We start from the raw sequence: 19,530 nt of genomic DNA on the forward strand, positions 1-19,530 counted from the left end.
CTCCTCACAGGCTGATGTCGTGCTCGCCCGCCGCGAGCGCCACGGCGTCCCCGATCTCCACGTCGAACCGGAACCGGTGCTCCAGGCAGGCGTGCAGCAGCCGGAGCAGCGCCCGCGCCTCGGCGCTCGCCGCCGGGTCGGCGAGCGCCGTCCGGGCGATGCCGAGGTGCTTCGGCACGAGGTCCACGACCGGCCGCCGGACGATCCGCGGCACCTGCCGGACGCGCAGGTCGTACAGGTCGGTGTGGCCAGCCGCGTCGCCGACCGCGAGGAAGTCGCCGCCGGGCGAGACGGTCAGGCTGGTCGGGGCCCGCCGGGACGGCGCCCGGTGCCCGCCCGTCGCCGCGAGCGTCAGCGGGTCGAGGAAGTGCAGGTCGCCGGACTGGTCGACGAGCATCGGCTCGCCCGTCCCGGACGGCGCGACGAGCCCGCCGAGGCCCGGGATCCGGGCGCGCAGCGGAGGCTGGGGGACGCCGCCGTCCCACCGCAGCCGTGTCACGTTCCCGGACAGGTCGGCGTAGACCAGCGTGTCGGCGTCGACGAACGCGGCCCGCGCGGCCGTCCGGGCCTCCTCCGGGACGGCCGGGCCCCTGCTGGTCGCCGGGTCGAACACCACGAGCCGCCGTCCGACCACGGCGAGGCGTCCGGACTCGGTGTGCGCCGCCACCGACCGGGGCCACCGGCCGCGCCCCATCCCGAGCGCGCCGACCGGACGGGCCTCCACCGCCTCCCCGCCCGGCGAGCCGAGCAGCAGCTCGCCGGACCGCGTCCCGCCCGCGAATGCGCCGTCGCCGCTCCGCGCCGTCAGCGACGTGATGGAGCCGGGCGTCGTGTGGAGGGTGCGGACGTCGCCGTCCGCGCAGCGCAGCACGCGGCATTCGCGGTCGACGCGGTTGGTGCGCTCCCCGGCGACCAGCGTTCCGCCGCCGATGTGCAGGACGCGCCCCACCGACGAGTTGAACCCCTCGTACCGTTCGACCAGCTTCGCCGTCCGCAGGTCGAATACTCCGGCGACCTTGTTCGTCCCGGCGGCGGCGAGGAACGGGCCGTCCGGCGCGAACGACACGTCGTTGACCCGGCCGTGGAACAGGAACCTCGCTTGCAGGACGACCGGCTGCCAGTCCGGCCGGAGGTGGGCCAGCGCGGTCGCGACCGTCGCCGGGTCGGTCTCCACGTACATCTCGAAGAGGCGGCGACCGTCGTCGTCGCGCGGCGTCCAGCCGTCGAACAGGCGGAACAGGTCCACGCCGGTCTCGACGGGGACGTCCTGGACGAGCCCCCAGAGGCCGTCCCAGTCGCGGCGCGCGGCGAGCTGCCCGGCGAGGTACCGCACCTCCTCGGGCGGCATGTCCGGGATTCGCGCGCGCCGGTCGTCCCCGACGATGACCCGGACGAGGTCGAGGTCGCCCTCGGTGAGCATCGCCTCCCGCGCGCGGGCGCGCTGGTCGTCGGAGGCGGAGGTGTAGGCGAGGGAGAGCAGGCTCCCGTCCGGGTCGAGCGCGCGGTGCTGCTCCGCCTGGCCGGTCAGGAGGAAGAACAGGGCGCGCCGCACCTGGTCCTTCGGCGCGAGCCGGTGCTTCTTGCAGAACCAGACGAGGCCCGGACGTTCCATCGCCCGCGCGCAGATCTCCTCGGCGAACTCCAGGTCCAGCAGCCGCCCGGCCTTCTTCTCGGCGATCCCGCAGAGCGGGTGGTCGCCGAGCGTCAGCGCGGTGATGAACGCCTGGCGGAACCGGGCGTCGGCCATCGGCGCGCCGAGGTCGTCCTCCAGCGCGATGACGCTCAGCGCCTCGACGACTCCGCCGGTCGCGGGACGTCCCCAGCGGACGAGCGCCTCCCACAGCGGCTCGGACGGCTCCCGCACCCACTCGTCCCACAGGGCGTTCAGCGCGTGGCCGGGCGGCGGCGTGCCGTTCCGCCGGAGGAGGCGCCACAGCGGCGACTCCGCCGCGACGGCCCAGAGCGCCTGGAGCATGGCGCCGGACGCCTCCAGGCAGAACCCGACCGCCCCCTCCCGGACGCCGGGATCGACGTCGGCGAGGAGCCCCGGTACCCGGTTCACCTCGTACGGGGACAGGTCCGTGCCGAGCCGTCCGAGGAGCGCGAGCGTCAGCGAACGCGCCGGTTCGCACGCGCCGACCGCCCCGGTCTCCAGGACGGCCCAGCGCATCGCGGGGTCGCGGCTCTCCGTCCACCAGGCCGCGACCGCCTCCCGCGCCCGGTCGCCGCGCCGGTGCCCGGGCGTGCCCGCGACCAGGGCGACCCCGGCCCGCGCGGCCGGGTCGCCGCGCTCGGCCGCCGCGAACAGCCGCCACCAGGCCCACGACGCCCACGGCCCCCGCCCGCCCGAGGCGGCGGCCCGGGCGGCCCGGCTCACGCCAGTTCCAGCCGGACCTGGTTCTCGGCGGCCGTCGTCGCCTCGGCGAACGACGCGGACTGGGCGCGCCCGTCGCGCAGCCACGCCCGCAGGTCCTCCACACGCTCCCGCTGCGACTTGCTCAGTGGGACGAGCCGTCCGATCGCCGCCGCGATGTCGTCGGTCGTGACGTCGCGCGGGCCGTCGGCGAACGCCCGGTGCATGGCGTCGACGATCGCCTGCTCGATCTCCGCGCCGACGTAGCCGTCCGACATCCGGGCGAGCCGCAGCACGTCGAACGCGCCCGGGTCGCGCCGCCGCTTGCGCAGGTGGACGGTGAGGATCTCGCGGCGCTCCTCGTCGGTCGGCAGGTCGAGGAAGAACACCTCGTCGAACCGGCCGCGGCGGAGCGTCTCCGGCGGCAGCGCGCCGACGTCGTTGGCGGTCGCGACGACGAACACTGGCGCCGTCTTCTCCTGCATCCAGGTCAAGATCGTGCCGAACACGCGCTGCGACGTCCCGCCGTCGCCGCCGCCGGACGCCATCGACTTCTCGATCTCGTCGATCCACAGCACGCACGGCGAGACCACCTCGGTGATCTTCAGGGCGAGCCGCAGCCGCTCCTCCGACTCCCCGACGAGCGACCCGAACAGCGCGCCGACGTCGAGCCGCAGCAGCGGCAGCCGCCACAGCCCGCTGATCATCTTCGCGGTGAGGCTCTTGCCGGTGCCGGGGATGCCGATCAGCGCCATGCCCTTCGGCGCGGGCAGCCCGAACTTCGCCGCCTCCTCGCCGAACGCGCTCTCGCGCAGCGTCAGCCACTCCTTCAGCAGCTCAAGGCCGCCGACGTCGTCGAGGGTGTCCTCGGACGAGTAGTACTCCAGCGCCTGCGACGCGCGGATGACGGCCTTCTTCTCCTCCAGGACGGCGGGGATGTCCATCTCGTCGAGCACCTTGTCGCGGACGATCGCCTTGGAGAACGCCCGCCGCGCCTGCGCCGCCGTCAGCCCGAGCGCCGCCTGCGCCAGCCGCGACCGCCCGTGCTGGGTCAGGTCGCACTCCACCCTGGTCTGCGCGATGAGCGCGTCGAGGTCGGCGCGCAGCTCCCTCAGGTCGGGGAGCGGCATGTCCAGGACGACGACGTCGTCCCCGAGCTCCGGCGGGACGTCCGCCGAATGCGTCGTGACCACCAGCGACGAGTACGTCGACACCAGCTCGTGCGCGAGGTTCCGCAGCTTGCGCTTGACGGCCGGGTTCCGGTGCCAGAACTCGTGGAAGTCCTTCAGGACGTAGAGGTCCTTGCGGTTCGGGTTGCCGCGCGCCATCTCGGCGATCTTGTCGAGGGCGGCGTCCGGGGTCGCGGCGGTCGGCAGCGAGCGGCCGTCCCTGGACGTCAGGCCGCGCGCGACGTCCCACATCACGAGGTCGGACCGCGCGTCCCGGCCGACCCGGACCTCGTCGAGCACCTCCAGCGCCCGCCGCTCCTCCACGGTCACCAGGACGATCATCGGGACCCGCGCCCGCAGGTACAGGTTCAGATCATCGTGGACGCTCATCGTCTCCCCATCCGTGCATGCCCGTCACCGCGACCGTCCCGTCCGGGGAGATCACGACCTCGCTCTCCGGGACGGCCGCGAAATCGTCCGCCGAATAGCGCGGCGTGATCGCCCAGTATTCTTTGTTGGACGACCCCCGCAGCCCGGCCGCGATGTGCAGCCGACGGTTGTAGCGCCCGGCGACGACCATGTCCGCGTTCTCGACGGCCGCGAGCATTTCGGGGCTCGCCTCGATCTCTTTCCTGGCGAATCCGCTGAGCACCACGATCCCGAGCCCGGACGGCCTGACCAGCGCGCAGAACTCGCGCAGCGCGGCGGGCTGTTCGAGCGGTTCGCCGCCGCTCACCGTGACGCCTTCGACGTCCTCTTTCAGGCTGAGGGCCTCGTCGGCCACGTCCCGGACGTCTCTCGGCTCACCGCCCGCACCGTGCGTCTCGGGATTGAAACAGCCTTCGCAGCCCAGCGAGCACCCTTGCGTCCACACCACGAAACGCGTCCCGGGACCATTGGCGGCACTCCGCGAAAGAACGGCATGGACCTGCCACGCCGTCAGTGCCACAACCGGTCCTGCTGCTCCTGTGATTCGTCGACGGTGTTGTACGCCTCGGCCGTGAGTTCCTGCGACTCGACCTCGCCGCCGAGCAGCGACACCAGTTCCTCGGTGGTGGCGAGGCAGGCCATGCCGTCGACGCCGGTCACATGGATCTCGACGCTGCCGTCCTTCTTGATGGTCACTTCGACGGTCTCGTCCATGCCCTCACACCGCCACTCGCCGGAGGACGACCCTGATGTCCCCCGATTTCTCGTCCACGCTCCGCCGGTCGACCTCGAATCCCCGTTCCGCCAGCGTCGACAGGGTGCTCACCAGCGCGTACTTCTGTTTCAGGTCCCGCACGAACGGCTCTTCCCGCAGCCCGCGAATTCCCCACCAGTCGGCGACCAGCACATAGCCCTCGTCGGACGGCGCGAAACCGATCTCGTGGTCGCCGCCGGCCGGCCGGATCTTGAACTCCGCCTTCGTCCGCCGGCCCAGATATCCGCGCACTCCGCGCCCGGCGGGCTCCACGGTGTGCCCCATCTCCGCCAATGCCCGGCGTAACACGGCGCCGTCGGCCAGCCGCGTCCGCACCTTCGTGAAATGAGACATCCGACCCTCCGGGAATCCGCGACCACGGCCAGCATATTGCGGGTTGATCGGCACGGACAGGTCATTTGACGCACATCCCGCTCGCCGCGCCTGATGGACGGACGCCCCCCGCGATGCGACGCTGCCGGACGTGGTGGTCCTGGGAATCCTCGCCCTGGCGGCGCTCGCCGGATGGCTGTACCTGGCGTCCGGCCACGGCGGTTTCTGGCGCACCGGGCCCGGCCTCCCGGACGGCGGCGCCGACCCGCCGGAATGGCCGGACGTCGTCGCGGTCGTCCCGGCCCGCGACGAGGCGGCCGTCCTCCCGGAGACGCTGCCGACCCTTCTCGCGCAGGAATATCCAGGGGACTTCCGCGTGGTGCTGGTCGACGACGGAAGCACCGACGGCACCGCCGAGACGGCCGGACGCCTCGCCACGGAAAGGCTTCTCATCGTCCCCGCGGCGGAACGCCCGGACGGATGGGCGGGCAAGGTGTGGGCGATGTCCGAAGGCGTCCGGGCGGCGGGCGGCCCCGAATTCCTGCTGTTCACCGACGCTGACATCGCCTACGGCCCAGGCGCCCTGAAGAAATTGGTGCGCGCCGCCACGACCGGCGAGCGCGACCTCGTCTCCCAAATGGCGACGCTCCGCACACACACCGCCTGGGAGCGCCTGATCGTCCCCGCTTTCGTGTACTTCTTCGCGCAGCTCTACCCGTTCCGCCGGGTGAGCCGCGACGGGGCGCGCACGGCCGCGGCGGCGGGCGGCTGCGTGCTCGTCCGCCGGGCCGTCCTCGACCGGGCGGGCGGCCTCGGCCGCATCCGCGGCGCGCTGATCGACGACGTCGCGCTCGGCCGCCTCGTCAAGCGCTCCGGCGGCCGCTGCCGCCTCGACCTGTCCCGCGACGTGACCAGCCGCCGCCCCTACCCGCGCCTCGCCGACCTGTGGACGATGGTCGCACGCAGCGCCTACGACCAGCTCAGATACTCGCCCCCGCTCCTCGCGGCCACGGTTGTCGCCCTCCTCCTGATCTACGCGGTCCCGCCCGCCGCGACCCTCGCGGGCCTGGCCGCTCTCGCCCTGGGCGGCGGAGCCCGCGCTGCCCTCGCCGCCGGAGCCCTCGCCTGGACGATCATGACCCTGACCTACGTCCCCATGCTCCGCTTCTACGGCCTCTCCCCACTGCGCGCCCCGGCCCTCCCGCTCGTCGCCCTCATGTACGCGGCCATGACCGTCGATTCCGCCCGCAGGCACTACACGGGAAAAGGAACCCCCTGGAAAGGCCGCACTCCCGCGAAGCGCTCACCAACCCCCTCGTAAGGGTTTTGCAGGGCGATCATTGTTGCTATGTGTAGTAGTCCGTAGCTTTTCTGACAGGGGTGGGCGATGGCGGCAGGCGGATCGGCGGGACGACGGGCGCGCCGGATCCGCGAGGAGGCCATGCGGCTCCAGCGCCTGTCCCGGGAGGCGCACCGGCAGGCGGGCCGCTGGCAGGCCGCGGGCGAGGCCGAGCGGCAGGTCGCCGCGACGCTGATGGCGCTCACCGCCACCGGCTGGCGGCTGCTCGTCGACCGGCGGTGGCCGGGGACGCCGGCCGCGAACGTCGACATGATCCTGGTCGGCCCCGGCGGCGTCTTCGTCATCGACGTCAAGCGGTGGCGCGAGCCGCCCGCCGTCGTCGGCGGACGCCTGCGCGCCGGCGCCGAGCCCCGCGACGACGAGGTCCGCAAACTCCTGGAGCTGACGCGGATCGCCGAGGACCACGCGGCCACGCTGGGCATGTCGCCGATCGCCGTGCGGCCCCTCATGATCTTCGCCGGGCACCGGCTGGACGAGCGGGTCGGCCACGTCCGGCTGCTCGGCCAGATGGACGCCGTCCCCGCGCTGATCGCGGAGCCGGACCAGGTCAAACCCGCGATGGTGCGGGCGATGGCCGAGCACCTCGCCGACTGCTTCCCCGAGCACGACGCGGCGTCCCTCGACGAGCCCGAGGCGCCGCCGACGGCCGAGCCCGCCGAGGCGCTGTTCGACGCCGAGGACGTCGAGCGCGTCGCGATGGAGTCGATCCTCCAGGCCCCGATCGAGCGGTGGATGACGTTCCTGCACCCCGACCAGGCGTCCCTCGTCGGACGGGACTGGAGCGGGCCCGCGCGCATCAGCGGGCCCGCCGGGACGGGCAAGACCGTCGTCGGCCTGCACCGCGCCGCGCACCTCGCCGGGCGGAGCCGCGGGCGCATCCTCTACGTCACGTTCGCCAACAACCTGCCGCGCGTCCAGTGCCGCCTGTTCGGGACGATGGCCGCCCACTTCGCCGACCGCGTCGAGTTCTCCAGCCTCCACACCTGGGCCAGGAACTTCCTCGAAAGCCGCGGCCTACGTCTCCACCTCGACGCCGGACGCGCCGACGACGCGTTCTCCCGCGCCTGGATGACCGAGGGGCGCGACAGCGTCCTGCCCGAGATCGAGCCGACGCCCGGCTACTGGCGCGAGGAGATCGACTACGTCATCAAGGGGCGCGGCCTGACCTCCCTTGAGGAGTACCGCGCGGTGTCCAGGCCGGGCCGCCGCACCGCCCTGCGGACCGAGCACCGCGAGGCCGCCTGGCTGCTGTACGAGGAGTACGAGTTACGCCTCGGCGACCGCGGCGTCTGCGACTTCAACGACGTCCTGCTCGCGGCCGTGGGGGAGTTGGAGGCGCGTCCGGCCGACCCGCCCTACGCCGCCGTGATCGTGGACGAGGTCCAGGACCTCACCCTCACCGGCGTCCGGCTGCTGCACGCGCTCGCGGGCGACGGCCCGAACGGGCTGCTGCTCATCGGCGACGGCCAGCAGGCCGTGTACCCGGGCGGGTTCAGGCTCGCCGACGCCGGGGTCAGCCTCAAGGGGCGGGGCGCGGTGCTCCGCACCAACTACCGGAACGCCGCCGCGATCCTGGAGACCGCGCTCGCCCTCGTCTCCGCCGACCCGTTCGACGACCTGGAGGGGCCGAGCCCGGACGGCCGCCGCGCCGTGCACGCGACCTACCACGAGGGTCGCGTCCTGCGCGCGGACGCCGCCGACGTCGCCGACCACGACCGCCGCCTGATCGCCGCGATCGGCGAGCTGACCGCCGCGCCGCCCGAAGGGGACGGGACGTCCGCGCTGGCGGGCGCCGCCGTCCTGTGCCGCTCGCGGCGCGACATCGACCACTACCACCGCTGCCTGAGCCGCGCGGGCATCCCCGTCCTGCGGCTGGAGCGCTACGACGGGCGGCCCGTCGAGGCCGTCAAGCTCGGCACCTACCGGCGGGCGAAGGGCCTTGAGTTCAAGCAGGTCTTCCTGCCGCGCCACGACGCCGACCTGACCACCGCGTCCCCGGACGACCCGGCCGCCAGGGAGCGCTCGGAGCTGGCGAGGCGACAGCTCTTCGTCGCGATGACCCGGGCCCGCGACCTGCTCTGGCTCGGCTCGGTCGTCCCGCCCCGCTGACCCGCCCCGCTGACCCCGCCGGGGCGGCCGCGCTCGCGGTGGTCTCACTATTCGGGACACATCGGGGTCATCCCGTCGGATCAGCGTGCAGGATGGCTCCATGGACTTGGTGGAGTTCCTCCGTGCCCGGCTCGACAGGGACGAGCGGATAGCCCGAGACTGCACCGGCCACGCGTGGAGGGCCGCGCCGTCCGGGCGGGTCGAGGCGAATCCCGAGCCGGGCGCCGGGGAGCCCGTCGCGGTCGCGCGAGCGGAGACCGACGCCTACGCCGAGCACATCGCCCGCCACCATCCGTCCAGGACGCTCGCCGAGGTGGCGGCCAGGCGCCGGATCGTCGACGACTACGAGAAGCAGGCGTGGGTCCTCGACCAGGGCCACCGGAGCCCGGAGGCGGAGGCGGCGCAGGCGGTGCGCGAGAACGTCCTGCGCCTGCTGGCATTGTCGTACGCCACCCATCCCGCCTATCAGCAGGAATGGCGTCCCTGACAGCGTTCCGATACGTCCCGTCATGTGGTCGCCACTGCCGACGCTCTGATGGATGTGGGACGCGCCTGACACAACGGACGCGGGGGTTGTAACCTCGGTGAGGGAGCCGAGAGGCGCTGCAACGGGCGTCCAGCCCGCCACGCTCGGCCCACGCGAACCGGACTTCGTAACAAGGGCGCCTCCCACGTCAATGGGAGGTGCTCGAAAAAGATGACCGGAAACGACCTTCGCGAACTTCTCGACAGCAGGATCGCCGTCCTCGACGGAGCCTGGGGCACGATGCTCCAGGGCGCCGGGCTCACCCCCGCCGACTACCGCGGCGACCGCATCGGCGGAGATCACCCCAAGGACGTCACCGGCGACCCCGACCTGCTGAACCTCACGCGACCCGACGTCATCCTGGACGTCCACCGCCAGTACCTCGACGCGGGCGCCGACATCACGACGACCAACACGTTCACCGCGACGAGCATCGGCCAGGCCGACTACGGGCTCGAGAGCCTCGTCCACGAGATGAACGTGCAGGGTGCGCGGCTCGCCCGGCAGGCCGCCGACGAGTTCGGCGGACGGTTCGTCGCCGGCTCCGTCGGCCCGTTGAACGTCACCCTGTCGATCTCCCCGGACGTCGACGACCCCGCGTTCCGCGCCGTCACCTTCGACCAGGTCAAGGACGCCTACGCCGGGCAGATCCGCGGCCTCGCCGAGGGCGGCGTCGACCTGCTCCTGGTCGAGACGATCTTCGACACGCTGAACGCGAAGGCCGCGATCGCCGCCGCCCGCGAGGTCGCCCCCGACCTGCCGCTCTGGATCTCGCTGTTCGTCGACATCTCCAGGCGGACGCTGTCCGGCCAGACCGTCGAGGCGTTCTGGCGTTCCATCGAGCACGCCGAGCCGCTCGTCGTCGGCCTGAACTGCTCCCTCGGCGCCGACGAACTGCGTCCGCACGTCGAGGAGATGGCCCGCATCGCGGGCACCTACACCGCGAGCCACCCGAACGCGGGCCTGCCGAACGCGTTCGGCGGCTACGACGAGACCCCCGACGAGACCGGCGGGAAGCTCGGCGAGTTCGCCGCGTCCGGCCTGGTCAACATCGCGGGCGGCTGCTGCGGGACGACCCCCGCGCACATCGCCCGCATCGCCGAGTCCGTCCGCGGCAAGGCCCCGCGCGAGATCGCGCGGCCCGGGAGGGCGTCCCGGTTCAGCGGCCTGGAGCCGTTCGAGATCGGCCCCGACACCGGCTTCGTCATGATCGGCGAGCGCACCAACGTCACCGGGTCCAAGCGGTTCCGCAAGCTCATCGAGGCGGGCGACCACCAGGCCGCCGTGGACGTGGCGCTGGAGCAGGTCCGCGGCGGCGCGAACCTCCTCGACGTCAACATGGACGCCGACCTGCTCGACAGCGAGCGGGAGATGACGACGTTCCTCAACCTGATCGCGACCGAGCCCGAGGTGGCCCGCATCCCGATCATGGTCGACAGCTCCCGGTGGAGCGTCCTCGAGGCCGGGCTGAAGACCGTCCAGGGCAAGGGCGTCGTCAACTCGATCAGCCTCAAGGAGGGCGAGGGCCCGTTCCTCGAGCAGGCCCGCCGCATCCGCGACTTCGGCGCGGGCGTCGTCGTGATGGCGTTCGACGAGACGGGCCAGGCCGACACCGCCGACCGCAAGGTCGACATCTGCGGACGCGCCTACGACCTGCTCACCCAGCGGGCCGGGTTCCCCGCCGAGGACATCATCTTCGACTCGAACGTCCTCGCCGTCGCGACCGGCATCTCCGAGCACAACGGGTACGCCAAGGCGTTCATCGAGGCGCTGCCCCGGATCAAGGAGCGCTGCCCCGGCGCGCGCACCAGCGGCGGCATCTCGAACCTGTCGTTCTCGTTCCGCGGCAACGACGTCGTCCGCGAGGCGATGCACTCGGCGTTCCTGTTCCACGCCGTCCGCGCCGGGCTCGACATGGGCATCGTCAACGCCGGGCAGCTCGCCGTCTACCAGGACATCCCGGCAGACCTCCTCGAACTCGTCGAGGACGTCCTGTTCGACCGCCGTCCCGACGCCACCGACCGGCTCGTGTCGTTCGCCGAGAACGTCAAGGGCCAGGGCACCAAGCGCGAGGTCGACCTGTCCTGGCGGGACGCGCCCGTCGGCGAGCGGATGTCGCACGCGCTCGTCCACGGCATCATCGACTTCATCGAGGAGGACACCGAGGAGGCCCGGCAGCAGGCCGCCCGTCCGCTCGACGTGATCGAGGGCCCGCTGATGGACGGCATGAAGGTCGTCGGCGACCTGTTCGGGTCCGGCAAGATGTTCCTCCCGCAGGTGGTGAAGAGCGCCCGCGTGATGAAGCGCTCGGTCGCCTACCTGGAGCCGTTCATGGAGCGGGAGAAGGAGGAGGCGCTGCGCGCCGGGCGGATCATGTCCGACCGCGGGCAGGGCAAGATCGTCCTCGCGACCGTGAAGGGCGACGTGCACGACATCGGCAAGAACATCGTCGGCGTCGTCCTCGGCTGCAACAACTACGACGTGGTCGACCTCGGCGTGATGGTCCCCGCCGCGACGATCCTCGACACCGCGATCGCCGAGGGCGCCGACGCGATCGGGCTGTCCGGGCTGATCACCCCGTCGCTGGACGAGATGGTCGCCGTCGCCGCCGAGATGCAGCGCCGCGACCTCAAGCTGCCGCTGCTGATCGGCGGCGCCACCACCTCGCGCCAGCACACCGCCGTGAAGATCGCGCCCGCCTACGAGGCGACGACGGTGCACGTGCTGGACGCGTCCCGGGTCGTCGGCGTCGTCTCCGACCTCCTCGACGAGGGCCGCGCCGCCGCGCTCGCCGTCAGCAACCGCGCCGAGCAGGCCAGGCTGCGCGAGCAGCACGAGAACCGGCAGCGCAGCCCGCTGCTCACCATCGACCGGGCCCGGTCGAACCGGGAGGAGGTCGACTTCTCCGACCTGCCCACCCCGGACTTCACCGGCGTCCGCGTCGTCCAGCCGGAGCTGACCACGATCCGCGAGATGATCGACTGGCAGTTCTTCTTCCTGGCCTGGGAGCTGAAGGGCAAGTACCCCGCGATCCTGGACGAGCCCGTCGCGCGCGAGCTGTTCGACGACGGCAACGCCCTCCTCGACCAGATCGTCGCGGACGGCTCGTTCGAGGCCAGCGGCGCCTACGGCTTCTGGCCCGCGCACTCCGAGGGCGACGACATCGTCCTGCCGGACCTGCGGTTCCCGATGCTGCGCCAGCAGACCAAGAAGCCGGAGGGCCGCCCGAACCGCTGCCTCGCCGACTACATCGCCCCGGCCGGCGACCACCTCGGCGGCTTCGCCGTGACGATCCTCGGCGCCGAGGACCTCGCCGCCAAGTACGAGGAAGAGAACGACGACTACAAGTCGATCATGGTGAAGGCGCTGGCGGACCGGCTCGCGGAGGCGTTCGCCGAGTACGTCCACCTGGAGGCCCGCCGCGCCTGGTTCGAGCCCGGCGCCGAGCCCGCCCTGGAGGACCTGCACGCCGAGCGGTTCCGCGGCATCCGCCCGGCCCTCGGCTACCCGGCGAGCCCCGACCACAGCCTCAAGCAGCAGCTCTTCGACCTCCTGGACGCGGGCCGCCTCGGCATGAAGCTCACCGAGTCGTACGCGATGGCCCCGGCGGCGAGCGTCAGCGGCCTGATCTTCGCGCACCCGGCGTCGCGCTACTTCACGGTCGGGCGCGTCGGGAAGGACCAGATCGAGGACTACGCGTCCCGCTGCGGCCTCCCGGTCGCGGAGGTGGAACGCTGGCTGGCTCCGAACCTGGCCTACGACCCCTCCTGAGACCGCGCCGCAGGGCGCCGACCGAGACGACGGCCCACGCGATGACGGCCGGCCAGACCAGCACCTTCCCGAGGCCGACCAGCCACGGGACATGGCACACGGTCCCGGCCGTCATCGTGCACGTCGCCGTCATGCCGAGCGGGAACACCGTCGACCAGCGGCGCGGATCGTAGCGCAGCCTCGGCCGGACGACCTCGAACACGGCCAGCACCGCGTACCAGCCGAGCACCGCCGCGAGGACGGCGAGCGTCAGCCATTCCAGCGGTGTTCGCACGGGCGGGCCCGCAGCGGCGGTGACCCGCGCGGCGGCGACCGTGGAGATCGCCAGGCTGCCGCCCGCCACCCAGTGGTCGCCCGCCCCGGCGGCGACCTGGCCGAGGTCGAACCGGGCGAGCACCACGAAGTACAGGACGAGGCCGCCGCCGAGCAGCACCCCAGCGGGCCACACCAGCCAGCCCGAGCCTGCCCGCGCCGCGAGCAGCGCCGCGAGCACGGCCACCGACTGCGTCGCGACCGTCACCAGGTACGCCGCGCCGGGCGCCGGACGCCTCAGCCCGCGCACCACGCGCGGCAGCAGCACCGCCCACAGCACCGCCGCGACGCCGAGGAACGCCGCCGCCGTCACGGCGTGCCCGGCCAGCTCGGCCGTGTCCCCGACGACGCCGGTGCCCGCGACGCTGGTCAGCACCGCCGGGGCGGACGCCTCGTCCCGCCAGCGCGCCGGATCCCCGGCGATCGACCGGCCGAACGACACGGCCAGCACGACCCACAACGCCGCCGCCGTCGCGGCCAGCGTCCGCCACGCCCACCCGAATCCCGCGAGGCGCAGCCCGATGGACACGATGCCCGTGGCCATCACCGTGGCTCCCCAGGGAACCCCGGCCTCTCTCCCACCGCTCACCATCCCCTTGTACCCGGCATTCCGCTTCACCGCGAACCGGCATCGGCAAGGATGCGCAGGAAAGGGAAGGTCACTGTCTCAGAAAGGAAATAGATGCTCAACGTCGACGGCTGAAATACGATCGATGCCGCACTCAAGGACCGTTACGAAGACACGGAACGTCTAGAATGGCACGCGCCGAACGCGGCTATGAATTCACACTCCGCGTGCCCCGCCTGCCGGGGGAGACCGCCGCGCCGAACTGGGCGATGGCCCACTGGGGAATCTCGCCTCGAACGTCGTCCGCGAGGGCTCCCGGCGGGACGGCTCCGGCACCGGCTCCCTGTCCTTCCACCGGCAGGACGCTTTGGGGATCAGTCGGAGGCATCTCCGAAGAGCAGTAGGCCCTCGCGGGTGGGGTTCAGGATCAGGAGGCGGTAGCCCCAGAAGACGGGGTAGCCGGGGAGACCACGGCAGCCGCCCGCGTAGATGACCGATACCGGTTCCATGAATTCGCGCACGTACACGCGATAGCGATCCTGGAGTTCCCGCAGTTCAGCCTCCTGGGCATCGGTCAGTTCCATTCCGCTTCCGCCGGACGGGTCGCCACGGTAGGCGAAGGCGTGGTCGATCTCCTCCCACACCTCAGTGGCGTCCGTGCGTCTCGGCCCGGTCAGTTCGGCCTCCGGATACACCTGGACGATCGCCGCCTCGGCGCCCTCCAGCGACGTCCCCGCAGGCAAGGGCAGCAGCCCGAACGTCGTCACGAAGTTCAACCCGGACATCAGATACTCAAGCCGCGCCGACAACTCGTCCACCTTGGAATTCTCCTACAGGAAGCGCACGGCTTGGTCCCGGTAAGTCGATGACCAGAAGCGTCGAAGCCGAATCAATGTGTTGGCCGCTGCCGGACAAACCTCCGAATCCCTTGCGGCCGAGGTGGCGACATGGTCATTCTGGTCGATCACCCGTTCCATCACATTACATCGTGCCGCCGGACGGGAATAGGGCGGGGAATCTCGTAAACGCAGGTCGCGCTCACCTGAGCATCAACCGGACATAGATCTAATACTGTGTCAGGGTGACGGCCGATGAGAGAATCATCGGTCTGCCTCTCAAGGTGCGGCCTATCATGGGCACGCCATCCCGGTCCGGATTTTCGGATGGGTCAATAAGTGGAGAGGGTCGTCGTAAATGTCGGACTACGCCTGGGATCATTCGGATAACCTCGCTCACCAGGTCGAGGTGACACAGGAGGCCCTGCCCAACCGCGTCGCGTTGACTGCGACCCAGCTCATCACGCGCGGTGACTCGGGTCGACAGATCCTGCTGGTCGACCCGCACCCGAAGGGGACGTGGGAAACATGGATGTCCCCGTACTCCTCCCTCGTTCTCGACGAGGAGGCATTGAAGGCCAAGAACCGCGAACTCGACGAGGATCTGCTGTTCCTGCGGCTCTCGCCGGGGGACTCCCTCAAGAAGCTCGCCGACGCCCTCGACCAGCTCGTGGCGATCTATGAGGACGAGTACCGGCAGGCGGTGAAGCAAGATCTCAACAACGTGCTGCCAGAACTCACCGGAGGCTGGCAGGGAGATCCTTTCTACACCAGCTATTCTCTGAAGTTCTCGCACACGTCGAAGAGCTACACCGCGTACAGGTTCGCCTTTTACCACGCCAGCCCACCGGTGGCCGAGGTCTCGGTCGACCACATCTGGGTCGACACATCCGACTTCAGTACCGTGGAGAAGTCTCCGGCGCGGATCAACGGCAAGGAAGTGACCTCGAACGTCCCGGTCGCCGTCCGTCAGTTGCTCAGTCACATGAAAGAGTAGTTAGGAGCGTCGGTGACCTACCAGATCATTGACACCGATCACGCCCTGATGCGCCTTTCGGAACCTCCCTCTCAGATCTGGGTGATCGCATCTCTTGAGATCACGGTGAGGCAGGGAGGACGGGCGTACCTGCTCCTGACTTTTCCGAGCTACCCGCTGAAGACCGGAAACCATTCCCCGCCGCACGACGAGGGCTACTGGAGCCCACCGTTCGTGGCCTATCCGGTGCCCATGATGTTCTCCCCGCCGACCACGGTCGGCTCCCTTCAGAAGCTCGCCGCCGCCCGGATCGACGAGGACGCCCTGAAGGCGGATCTTTCGCACCTGGCCTACCAGATGGGCCTTCGGGACACCGAGCTCGAGTTCCGGGGCTCCTTCTTCGAGTTGAAGAGGTCCCCCCGATCCCCGGAGCTGGTCAAGGCGTACAAGATCGTCCGGTACGGGCTCACCGGCGTGGACGCGGCCTGCCTGCGCAATCTCGCCGACCCCGACATGCGGCGGGGATATGTGTACCTGCCGCTGGACGACTACCAGGAGATGACCAGGCCGATGCACAGCGCGCTGCACAAGCGCGCGGAACGGTGGTTCCTCGGAAAGCCGCTGATGAGCGATGTTGAGCACATCGTCTCAGATCGGAGGTCGCGCGGCGCGATGGCGGCGACCGCCATCGACATGGAGACCGGGATGTTCTCGCGTCGCGAGTCGGGAATCCTGTGCGCGGTCGACCTCGCAGGCTACGGCGGCGCGCTGAAATACGCGCGGGAGAACATGCACTCCTTCGGTGAGACGACCGACATCATTCAGGAGACCTTCCGTAAGTCCGTCACCATGAGGTTCGACCGGATGCTGGCAAGGCTCGGCACGACGCAGGTCCAGACAGCAGGCGACGGTTTCGTCGCAGCCTTTCCGCGGCGATCTTTCGAGGATGTCGCCGACGTCGTCGACGAACTACTCGAAGAATGGCGTGCCGTGGTCCGGGGCGTCGACGAGCTGAACAAGGCGATCAAGCACCCGGACTACCGAGTCGGCTCCCGGGTCGCGTTGCATTTCGGCGACTACGAATACGGTCGGATCAGCGGGGTCGGGAGCTTCGCGGCCGCGTTCGACGGCGCGGCGATCATCGAGGTGTGCCGACTGGAACAGGCGCTCGCGATCGCGATGCGTGAAGGGGCGGTGACGGTCGGCGCGGCCGAGGGTGAGGGCGAGGGCGAGGCGCTCGCCGCCCGGCAGAACAACGTGATCCTCAGTCCCGAGATTCACGGGCTGCTCGGGAGCGAATGGCGGCCACGGGACGCCGGCTACGCCCGTCGCGGCGAACTCGAACTCGCCGCGAAGGAGTTCACCGGTCACGGTCACGTGTGGCGGGTCGAGGGATGAGGCGTCTGGCCCGGCTCGTTCCGGACGGCCTGGCCGAGCCGCTGGCCCGCGCTCTGCGCGGCTCGGAGCCCGCCGCCCGGGACCTCGCCCGCGACCTGGTCGCCGAAATCTCCGCGCTCCTGGAGCGGAAGGGGCCGGAGGCGGACGACCTGGTGGGACGCCGTGCCCGGATCCACGCGAACGGATTCCTGAAAATGGTTCTCGCGGGCGCCGATGAATGGACGTCACCTGAACTGGACGGGCACAAACTTGTGCTCCACGCGGGTTACGAGGTGCAGCCGAGGCGGCGCGCCGTGCTGGACCGCGGGTTCGTGGCGACGATGTCGGCGGGCACGGTGTTTCACCTGAACGAGACGGAGCTGCACAGGGTCACCAGGGCCGGCCCCGACATCTCCGCGACGCTGTTCCTCCAGGGGCCTCCCGTGCGCCCCTCGACCAATGTGTACATGCCCATCCTGGACGAGCGGACCGCGTCGGTGATGACCGGACGGAAAGAGACGATCGAGGAGAAGGTCAGGTACCTTTCGGCGAGCGCCGTGTGCCGCCTGGTCAAGGACCTACTCGGCTGATTCGTCCGGGCGTCGTTTCAGCTCCCGCCGGACCGCCGCCTCCAGCCCTCCGGCGTCTCCGACCCGGCGGAACTCGTTTTCCCGCAGGTTGCGGAACATCACGCCGGGAGGGCGGTGTTCCGAGCTGAGGCCGATGTCCGGCAGAGCGCATATGTCGCCGGGCGGCTCGGGCAGCGGACCGGAGACGACCAGCAACCGCACCTGGCGGATTCCGGTCCGATGCGCCGCCATGAGGCGGTGCACTCCGTCGATCAACACGAAATGTTCGCCGTGCACCTCCACGACCGGCGGAACCACGAACGAACCAGGCTCATCGGTGACGCTCAATGGCAGGTAGGGCGCCATTCGCGCGGCCTGATAAAGACCCAGGAGCCGCTCGGCGGAGGAAAGGCGCTGCCGCCGCGCGACATGGACGATCGATCGCACGTCGGCGAGCCGGACCGCCTCCCAGGCCAGTGACGCGTCGGCGTACGGGGTCGGCCACATGGCGGCCAGCGCCGCGGCGACCACGGCTCTGACGGCCTCCGGCTCCACCACGGGCTACCCGCTTCCGATCGCCTCGATCGAGCTGTTGACCTGCGATACGAGAGTCCGCCGCAGGTTCGCCGGGAGCCCGTCCGCCTGCTCGATGGCCTCGACGCAGGCGCCGCCCAGCAACCGGTGGACCTCCCCGGGAGCCTCCTCGGCCAGCGCCTGGGAGACCTGTGCCGAGAGGGCGGTCGCGGGATCGTCGAACGCTTCGTCGGCCACGCAATGGCCGAACCACCAGAACCCTTTGTCGAGCCGACGAACGCCCAGCAAGAGATTGACGACTTTCGAGAGCCGATAGCGGGCCTGAATCGCACGGCCACGGGCGACGCTCTTGGTCGCTCCCGCGTACTCCGAGGCCAAGAGCACCGCCATGCGCGTCGCGTGTGCCGCCCGTGTTCCCGGCTCGTGGCTCTCCGCGAGTAGCGCATCGTTGAGCGCGTTGAACGTCCCATCCGGGTCCCAGCGGAACTCGGTGCCTTCGCGCAGCGGAGTCGGGAAACCGGTCTCGTCCTCGAAGAACAGATCGCAAAGGCCGATCTCGCTGCTCATGACCGTGTACTTCAGGCCGAACTCCGGAACGAGGGCCGGGTAGGTCACGGCCGTGTGTCCTGGGAGCAGTTCCGTGAGATGGGCAGGCGGCGTCCGGAACAGCGCGGTGAGTTCTGCGGGCGTTACCAGGAAGAAGAGGTCGACATCGGAATGCTCGTCGGCCGTGCCCCTGCCGTGCGACCCGCCGACCGCGATTCCGAGGACCCGTCCCGTCGCGCTCGCAGCACGAATGAACGACGAGAGCCAGTCGGAACCCGCGCTCCTGGTCACCAACAATCCCTACCGCGCTAGGTGACTACGGGTCAATGAGTCCAGTAGACCTCACCCGTGTGCACGGGTGTGGGGGCCTCCCGCGGCAACGGGAGGCCCCTGGTGTCGAGTGGTGCCGCCCGAGCCATCAGACGGACGCATCGACGTGTCCCCGAGGCACGGGCTTGGTACAGCCGACGTGCCAAGGCGCATCTCAAGGTAAGACGGGGGACGTGTTGTCCGGCAAGCCCTTCGGTCGCCTGTTGCTCGGACGATCCGGTGCGCGCCCTCGATGTGTCAAATGACCTGCGCGAACGGGCTGACCACCTGTTCATTTTCGTTGTTCTCGGTTCGCTCGCGGCGGGGTTGTTCGCCCTCTGCATGAACGTCTGGCGTGTGTACGGCGAGATCTCCGAACAATGAAGTCTTGACGGTGTTTCTGATGGGGTGGTATCTGGCGCTGGTCGTCCAGACTTCGAACAACGTGTGGAACCCGAATGCTTCCCGAGGCGGAACGACGTCCGCCACGATATGGCGTAGACGGAACAGGCCGGGCCTTTCGCGGCGGCAACCGCGTGGGTCCCCATCGTGCCTGCGACTCGTCGAGCAACCGCCCGAGCCATCAAACGATTGTTTCGAAAGGCAGCCGCATCGATGCGCCCTTCCGCTCCCTCGCTTCAGGTCGCCTGTCCGGCGCCGCGAGGACACCGGTCCTTCGTCATGGCGTCGATCGTCGTC

At 70.6% G+C, this 19,530-nt stretch carries 17 protein-coding genes; 8 read left to right on the top strand and 9 right to left on the bottom strand.

The genetic code is table 11. From position 1 onward, the window contains the following. Positions 1-4: 4 nt before the first annotated feature. The 5 genes from FXF65_RS06870 to FXF65_RS06890 are packed head-to-tail and all read right to left on the bottom strand — an operon-like array spanning position 5 to position 5,059. A complete protein-coding gene (locus FXF65_RS06870) occupies positions 5-2,377 on the bottom strand; it encodes a WD40 repeat domain-containing protein (RefSeq protein ID WP_148348835.1) in 2,373 nt (790 codons plus the stop codon). Further along, complete coding sequence (locus tag FXF65_RS06875) at positions 2,374-3,912, bottom strand: AAA family ATPase (RefSeq protein WP_148348836.1); 1,539 nt, start codon at positions 3,910-3,912, stop codon at positions 2,374-2,376. Before FXF65_RS06875 ends, FXF65_RS06870 begins: the two co-directional genes overlap by 4 nt. Further along, positions 3,896-4,471 (bottom strand): 4Fe-4S single cluster domain-containing protein, encoded by a 576-nt coding sequence (locus FXF65_RS06880; RefSeq protein ID WP_281288878.1) that lies wholly within the window; start codon positions 4,469-4,471, stop codon positions 3,896-3,898. The genes FXF65_RS06875 and FXF65_RS06880 overlap by 17 nt, the downstream gene beginning before the upstream one ends. Next, a complete protein-coding gene (locus tag FXF65_RS06885) occupies positions 4,462-4,665 on the bottom strand; it encodes a DUF2997 domain-containing protein (RefSeq protein WP_148348838.1) in 204 nt (67 codons plus the stop codon). The genes FXF65_RS06880 and FXF65_RS06885 overlap by 10 nt, the downstream gene beginning before the upstream one ends. 4 nt (positions 4,666-4,669) lie before the next feature. Continuing rightward, a complete protein-coding gene (locus tag FXF65_RS06890) occupies positions 4,670-5,059 on the bottom strand; it encodes a DUF1257 domain-containing protein (protein WP_148348839.1) in 390 nt (129 codons plus the stop codon). A 130-nt stretch (positions 5,060-5,189) separates the two neighbouring features. Between FXF65_RS06890 and FXF65_RS06895 the strand changes: the two genes are divergently transcribed. From FXF65_RS06895 to metH, 4 genes are all read left to right on the top strand, one after another. Beyond that, complete coding sequence (locus FXF65_RS06895; RefSeq protein ID WP_148348840.1) at positions 5,190-6,359, top strand: glycosyltransferase; 1,170 nt, start codon at positions 5,190-5,192, stop codon at positions 6,357-6,359. 66 nt (positions 6,360-6,425) lie between these two features. Continuing rightward, the gene (locus FXF65_RS06900) at positions 6,426-8,507 is read left to right on the top strand and encodes a nuclease-related domain-containing DEAD/DEAH box helicase (RefSeq protein ID WP_148348841.1); all 2,082 of its coding nucleotides are present in this window, start codon (positions 6,426-6,428) and stop codon (positions 8,505-8,507) included. A gap of 100 nt (positions 8,508-8,607) precedes the next feature. Next, complete coding sequence (locus FXF65_RS06905) at positions 8,608-8,994, top strand: DUF6221 family protein (RefSeq protein ID WP_148348842.1); 387 nt, start codon at positions 8,608-8,610, stop codon at positions 8,992-8,994. A 210-nt stretch (positions 8,995-9,204) separates the two neighbouring features. Then, complete coding sequence (metH, locus tag FXF65_RS06910; protein ID WP_148348843.1) at positions 9,205-12,804, top strand: methionine synthase; 3,600 nt, start codon at positions 9,205-9,207, stop codon at positions 12,802-12,804. On the opposite strand, the gene FXF65_RS06915 is transcribed toward metH, so the two are convergent. Both FXF65_RS06915 and FXF65_RS06920 read right to left on the bottom strand, forming a co-directional pair. Further along, positions 12,689-13,708: a tellurite resistance/C4-dicarboxylate transporter family protein gene (locus tag FXF65_RS06915; RefSeq protein WP_148348921.1), complete on the bottom strand. Its 1,020-nt coding sequence runs from the start codon at positions 13,706-13,708 to the stop codon at positions 12,689-12,691. The genes metH and FXF65_RS06915 overlap by 116 nt on opposite strands. Positions 13,709-14,058: 350 nt before the next feature. After that, positions 14,059-14,502 carry a hypothetical protein gene (locus FXF65_RS06920; RefSeq protein WP_148348844.1) on the bottom strand — a complete coding sequence of 148 codons (444 nt, stop codon included), beginning with the start codon at positions 14,500-14,502 and terminating at the stop codon, positions 14,059-14,061. Between the two features lie 376 nt (positions 14,503-14,878). Here FXF65_RS06920 and FXF65_RS06925 point away from each other — a divergent pair, with 376 nt between their 5' ends. From FXF65_RS06925 to FXF65_RS06935, 3 genes are all read left to right on the top strand, one after another. Next, entirely contained in the window at positions 14,879-15,517 is a 639-nt protein-coding gene (locus FXF65_RS06925; protein WP_148348845.1) for a hypothetical protein, read from the top strand. Positions 15,518-15,622: 105 nt separating this feature from the next. Beyond that, the gene (locus tag FXF65_RS06930; protein WP_148348846.1) at positions 15,623-16,894 is read left to right on the top strand and encodes a hypothetical protein; all 1,272 of its coding nucleotides are present in this window, start codon (positions 15,623-15,625) and stop codon (positions 16,892-16,894) included. Further along, the gene (locus FXF65_RS06935) at positions 16,891-17,463 is read left to right on the top strand and encodes a hypothetical protein (protein ID WP_148348847.1); all 573 of its coding nucleotides are present in this window, start codon (positions 16,891-16,893) and stop codon (positions 17,461-17,463) included. The genes FXF65_RS06930 and FXF65_RS06935 overlap by 4 nt, the downstream gene beginning before the upstream one ends. Here FXF65_RS06935 and FXF65_RS06940 read toward each other — a convergent pair. Both FXF65_RS06940 and FXF65_RS06945 read right to left on the bottom strand, forming a co-directional pair. After that, positions 17,452-17,973 (bottom strand): hypothetical protein, encoded by a 522-nt coding sequence (locus tag FXF65_RS06940; RefSeq protein WP_148348848.1) that lies wholly within the window; start codon positions 17,971-17,973, stop codon positions 17,452-17,454. The genes FXF65_RS06935 and FXF65_RS06940 overlap by 12 nt on opposite strands. A 30-nt stretch (positions 17,974-18,003) precedes the next feature. After that, positions 18,004-18,813 carry a nucleotidyltransferase domain-containing protein gene (locus FXF65_RS06945; protein ID WP_187412146.1) on the bottom strand — a complete coding sequence of 270 codons (810 nt, stop codon included), beginning with the start codon at positions 18,811-18,813 and terminating at the stop codon, positions 18,004-18,006. A gap of 258 nt (positions 18,814-19,071) precedes the next feature. On the opposite strand from FXF65_RS06945, the gene FXF65_RS43550 reads away from it, so the two are divergent. Then, positions 19,072-19,215 carry a hypothetical protein gene (locus tag FXF65_RS43550; protein WP_187412147.1) on the top strand — a complete coding sequence of 48 codons (144 nt, stop codon included), beginning with the start codon at positions 19,072-19,074 and terminating at the stop codon, positions 19,213-19,215. Positions 19,216-19,530: the final 315 nt, after the last annotated feature.

The organism is Actinomadura syzygii (genome assembly GCF_008085905.1).
GTDB lineage: Bacteria > Actinomycetota > Actinomycetes > Streptosporangiales > Streptosporangiaceae > Spirillospora > Spirillospora syzygii.

Bases quoted from the DNA above. Each gene is read 5' to 3' on its own strand.
- metH (WP_148348843.1), top strand. From the start codon at position 9,205: ATGACCGGAAACGACCTTCGCGAACTTCTCGACAGCAGGATCGCCGTC.
- FXF65_RS06885 (WP_148348838.1), bottom strand. From the start codon at position 4,665: ATGGACGAGACCGTCGAAGTGACCATCAAGAAGGACGGCAGCGTCGAG.
- FXF65_RS06875 (WP_148348836.1), bottom strand. From the start codon at position 3,912: ATGAGCGTCCACGATGATCTGAACCTGTACCTGCGGGCGCGGGTCCCG.
- FXF65_RS06925 (WP_148348845.1), top strand. From the start codon at position 14,879: ATGTCGGACTACGCCTGGGATCATTCGGATAACCTCGCTCACCAGGTC.
- FXF65_RS06900 (WP_148348841.1), top strand. From the start codon at position 6,426: ATGGCGGCAGGCGGATCGGCGGGACGACGGGCGCGCCGGATCCGCGAG.
- FXF65_RS06935 (WP_148348847.1), top strand. From the start codon at position 16,891: ATGAGGCGTCTGGCCCGGCTCGTTCCGGACGGCCTGGCCGAGCCGCTG.
- FXF65_RS06890 (WP_148348839.1), bottom strand. From the start codon at position 5,059: ATGTCTCATTTCACGAAGGTGCGGACGCGGCTGGCCGACGGCGCCGTG.
- FXF65_RS06915 (WP_148348921.1), bottom strand. From the start codon at position 13,708: ATGGTGAGCGGTGGGAGAGAGGCCGGGGTTCCCTGGGGAGCCACGGTG.
- FXF65_RS06905 (WP_148348842.1), top strand. From the start codon at position 8,608: ATGGACTTGGTGGAGTTCCTCCGTGCCCGGCTCGACAGGGACGAGCGG.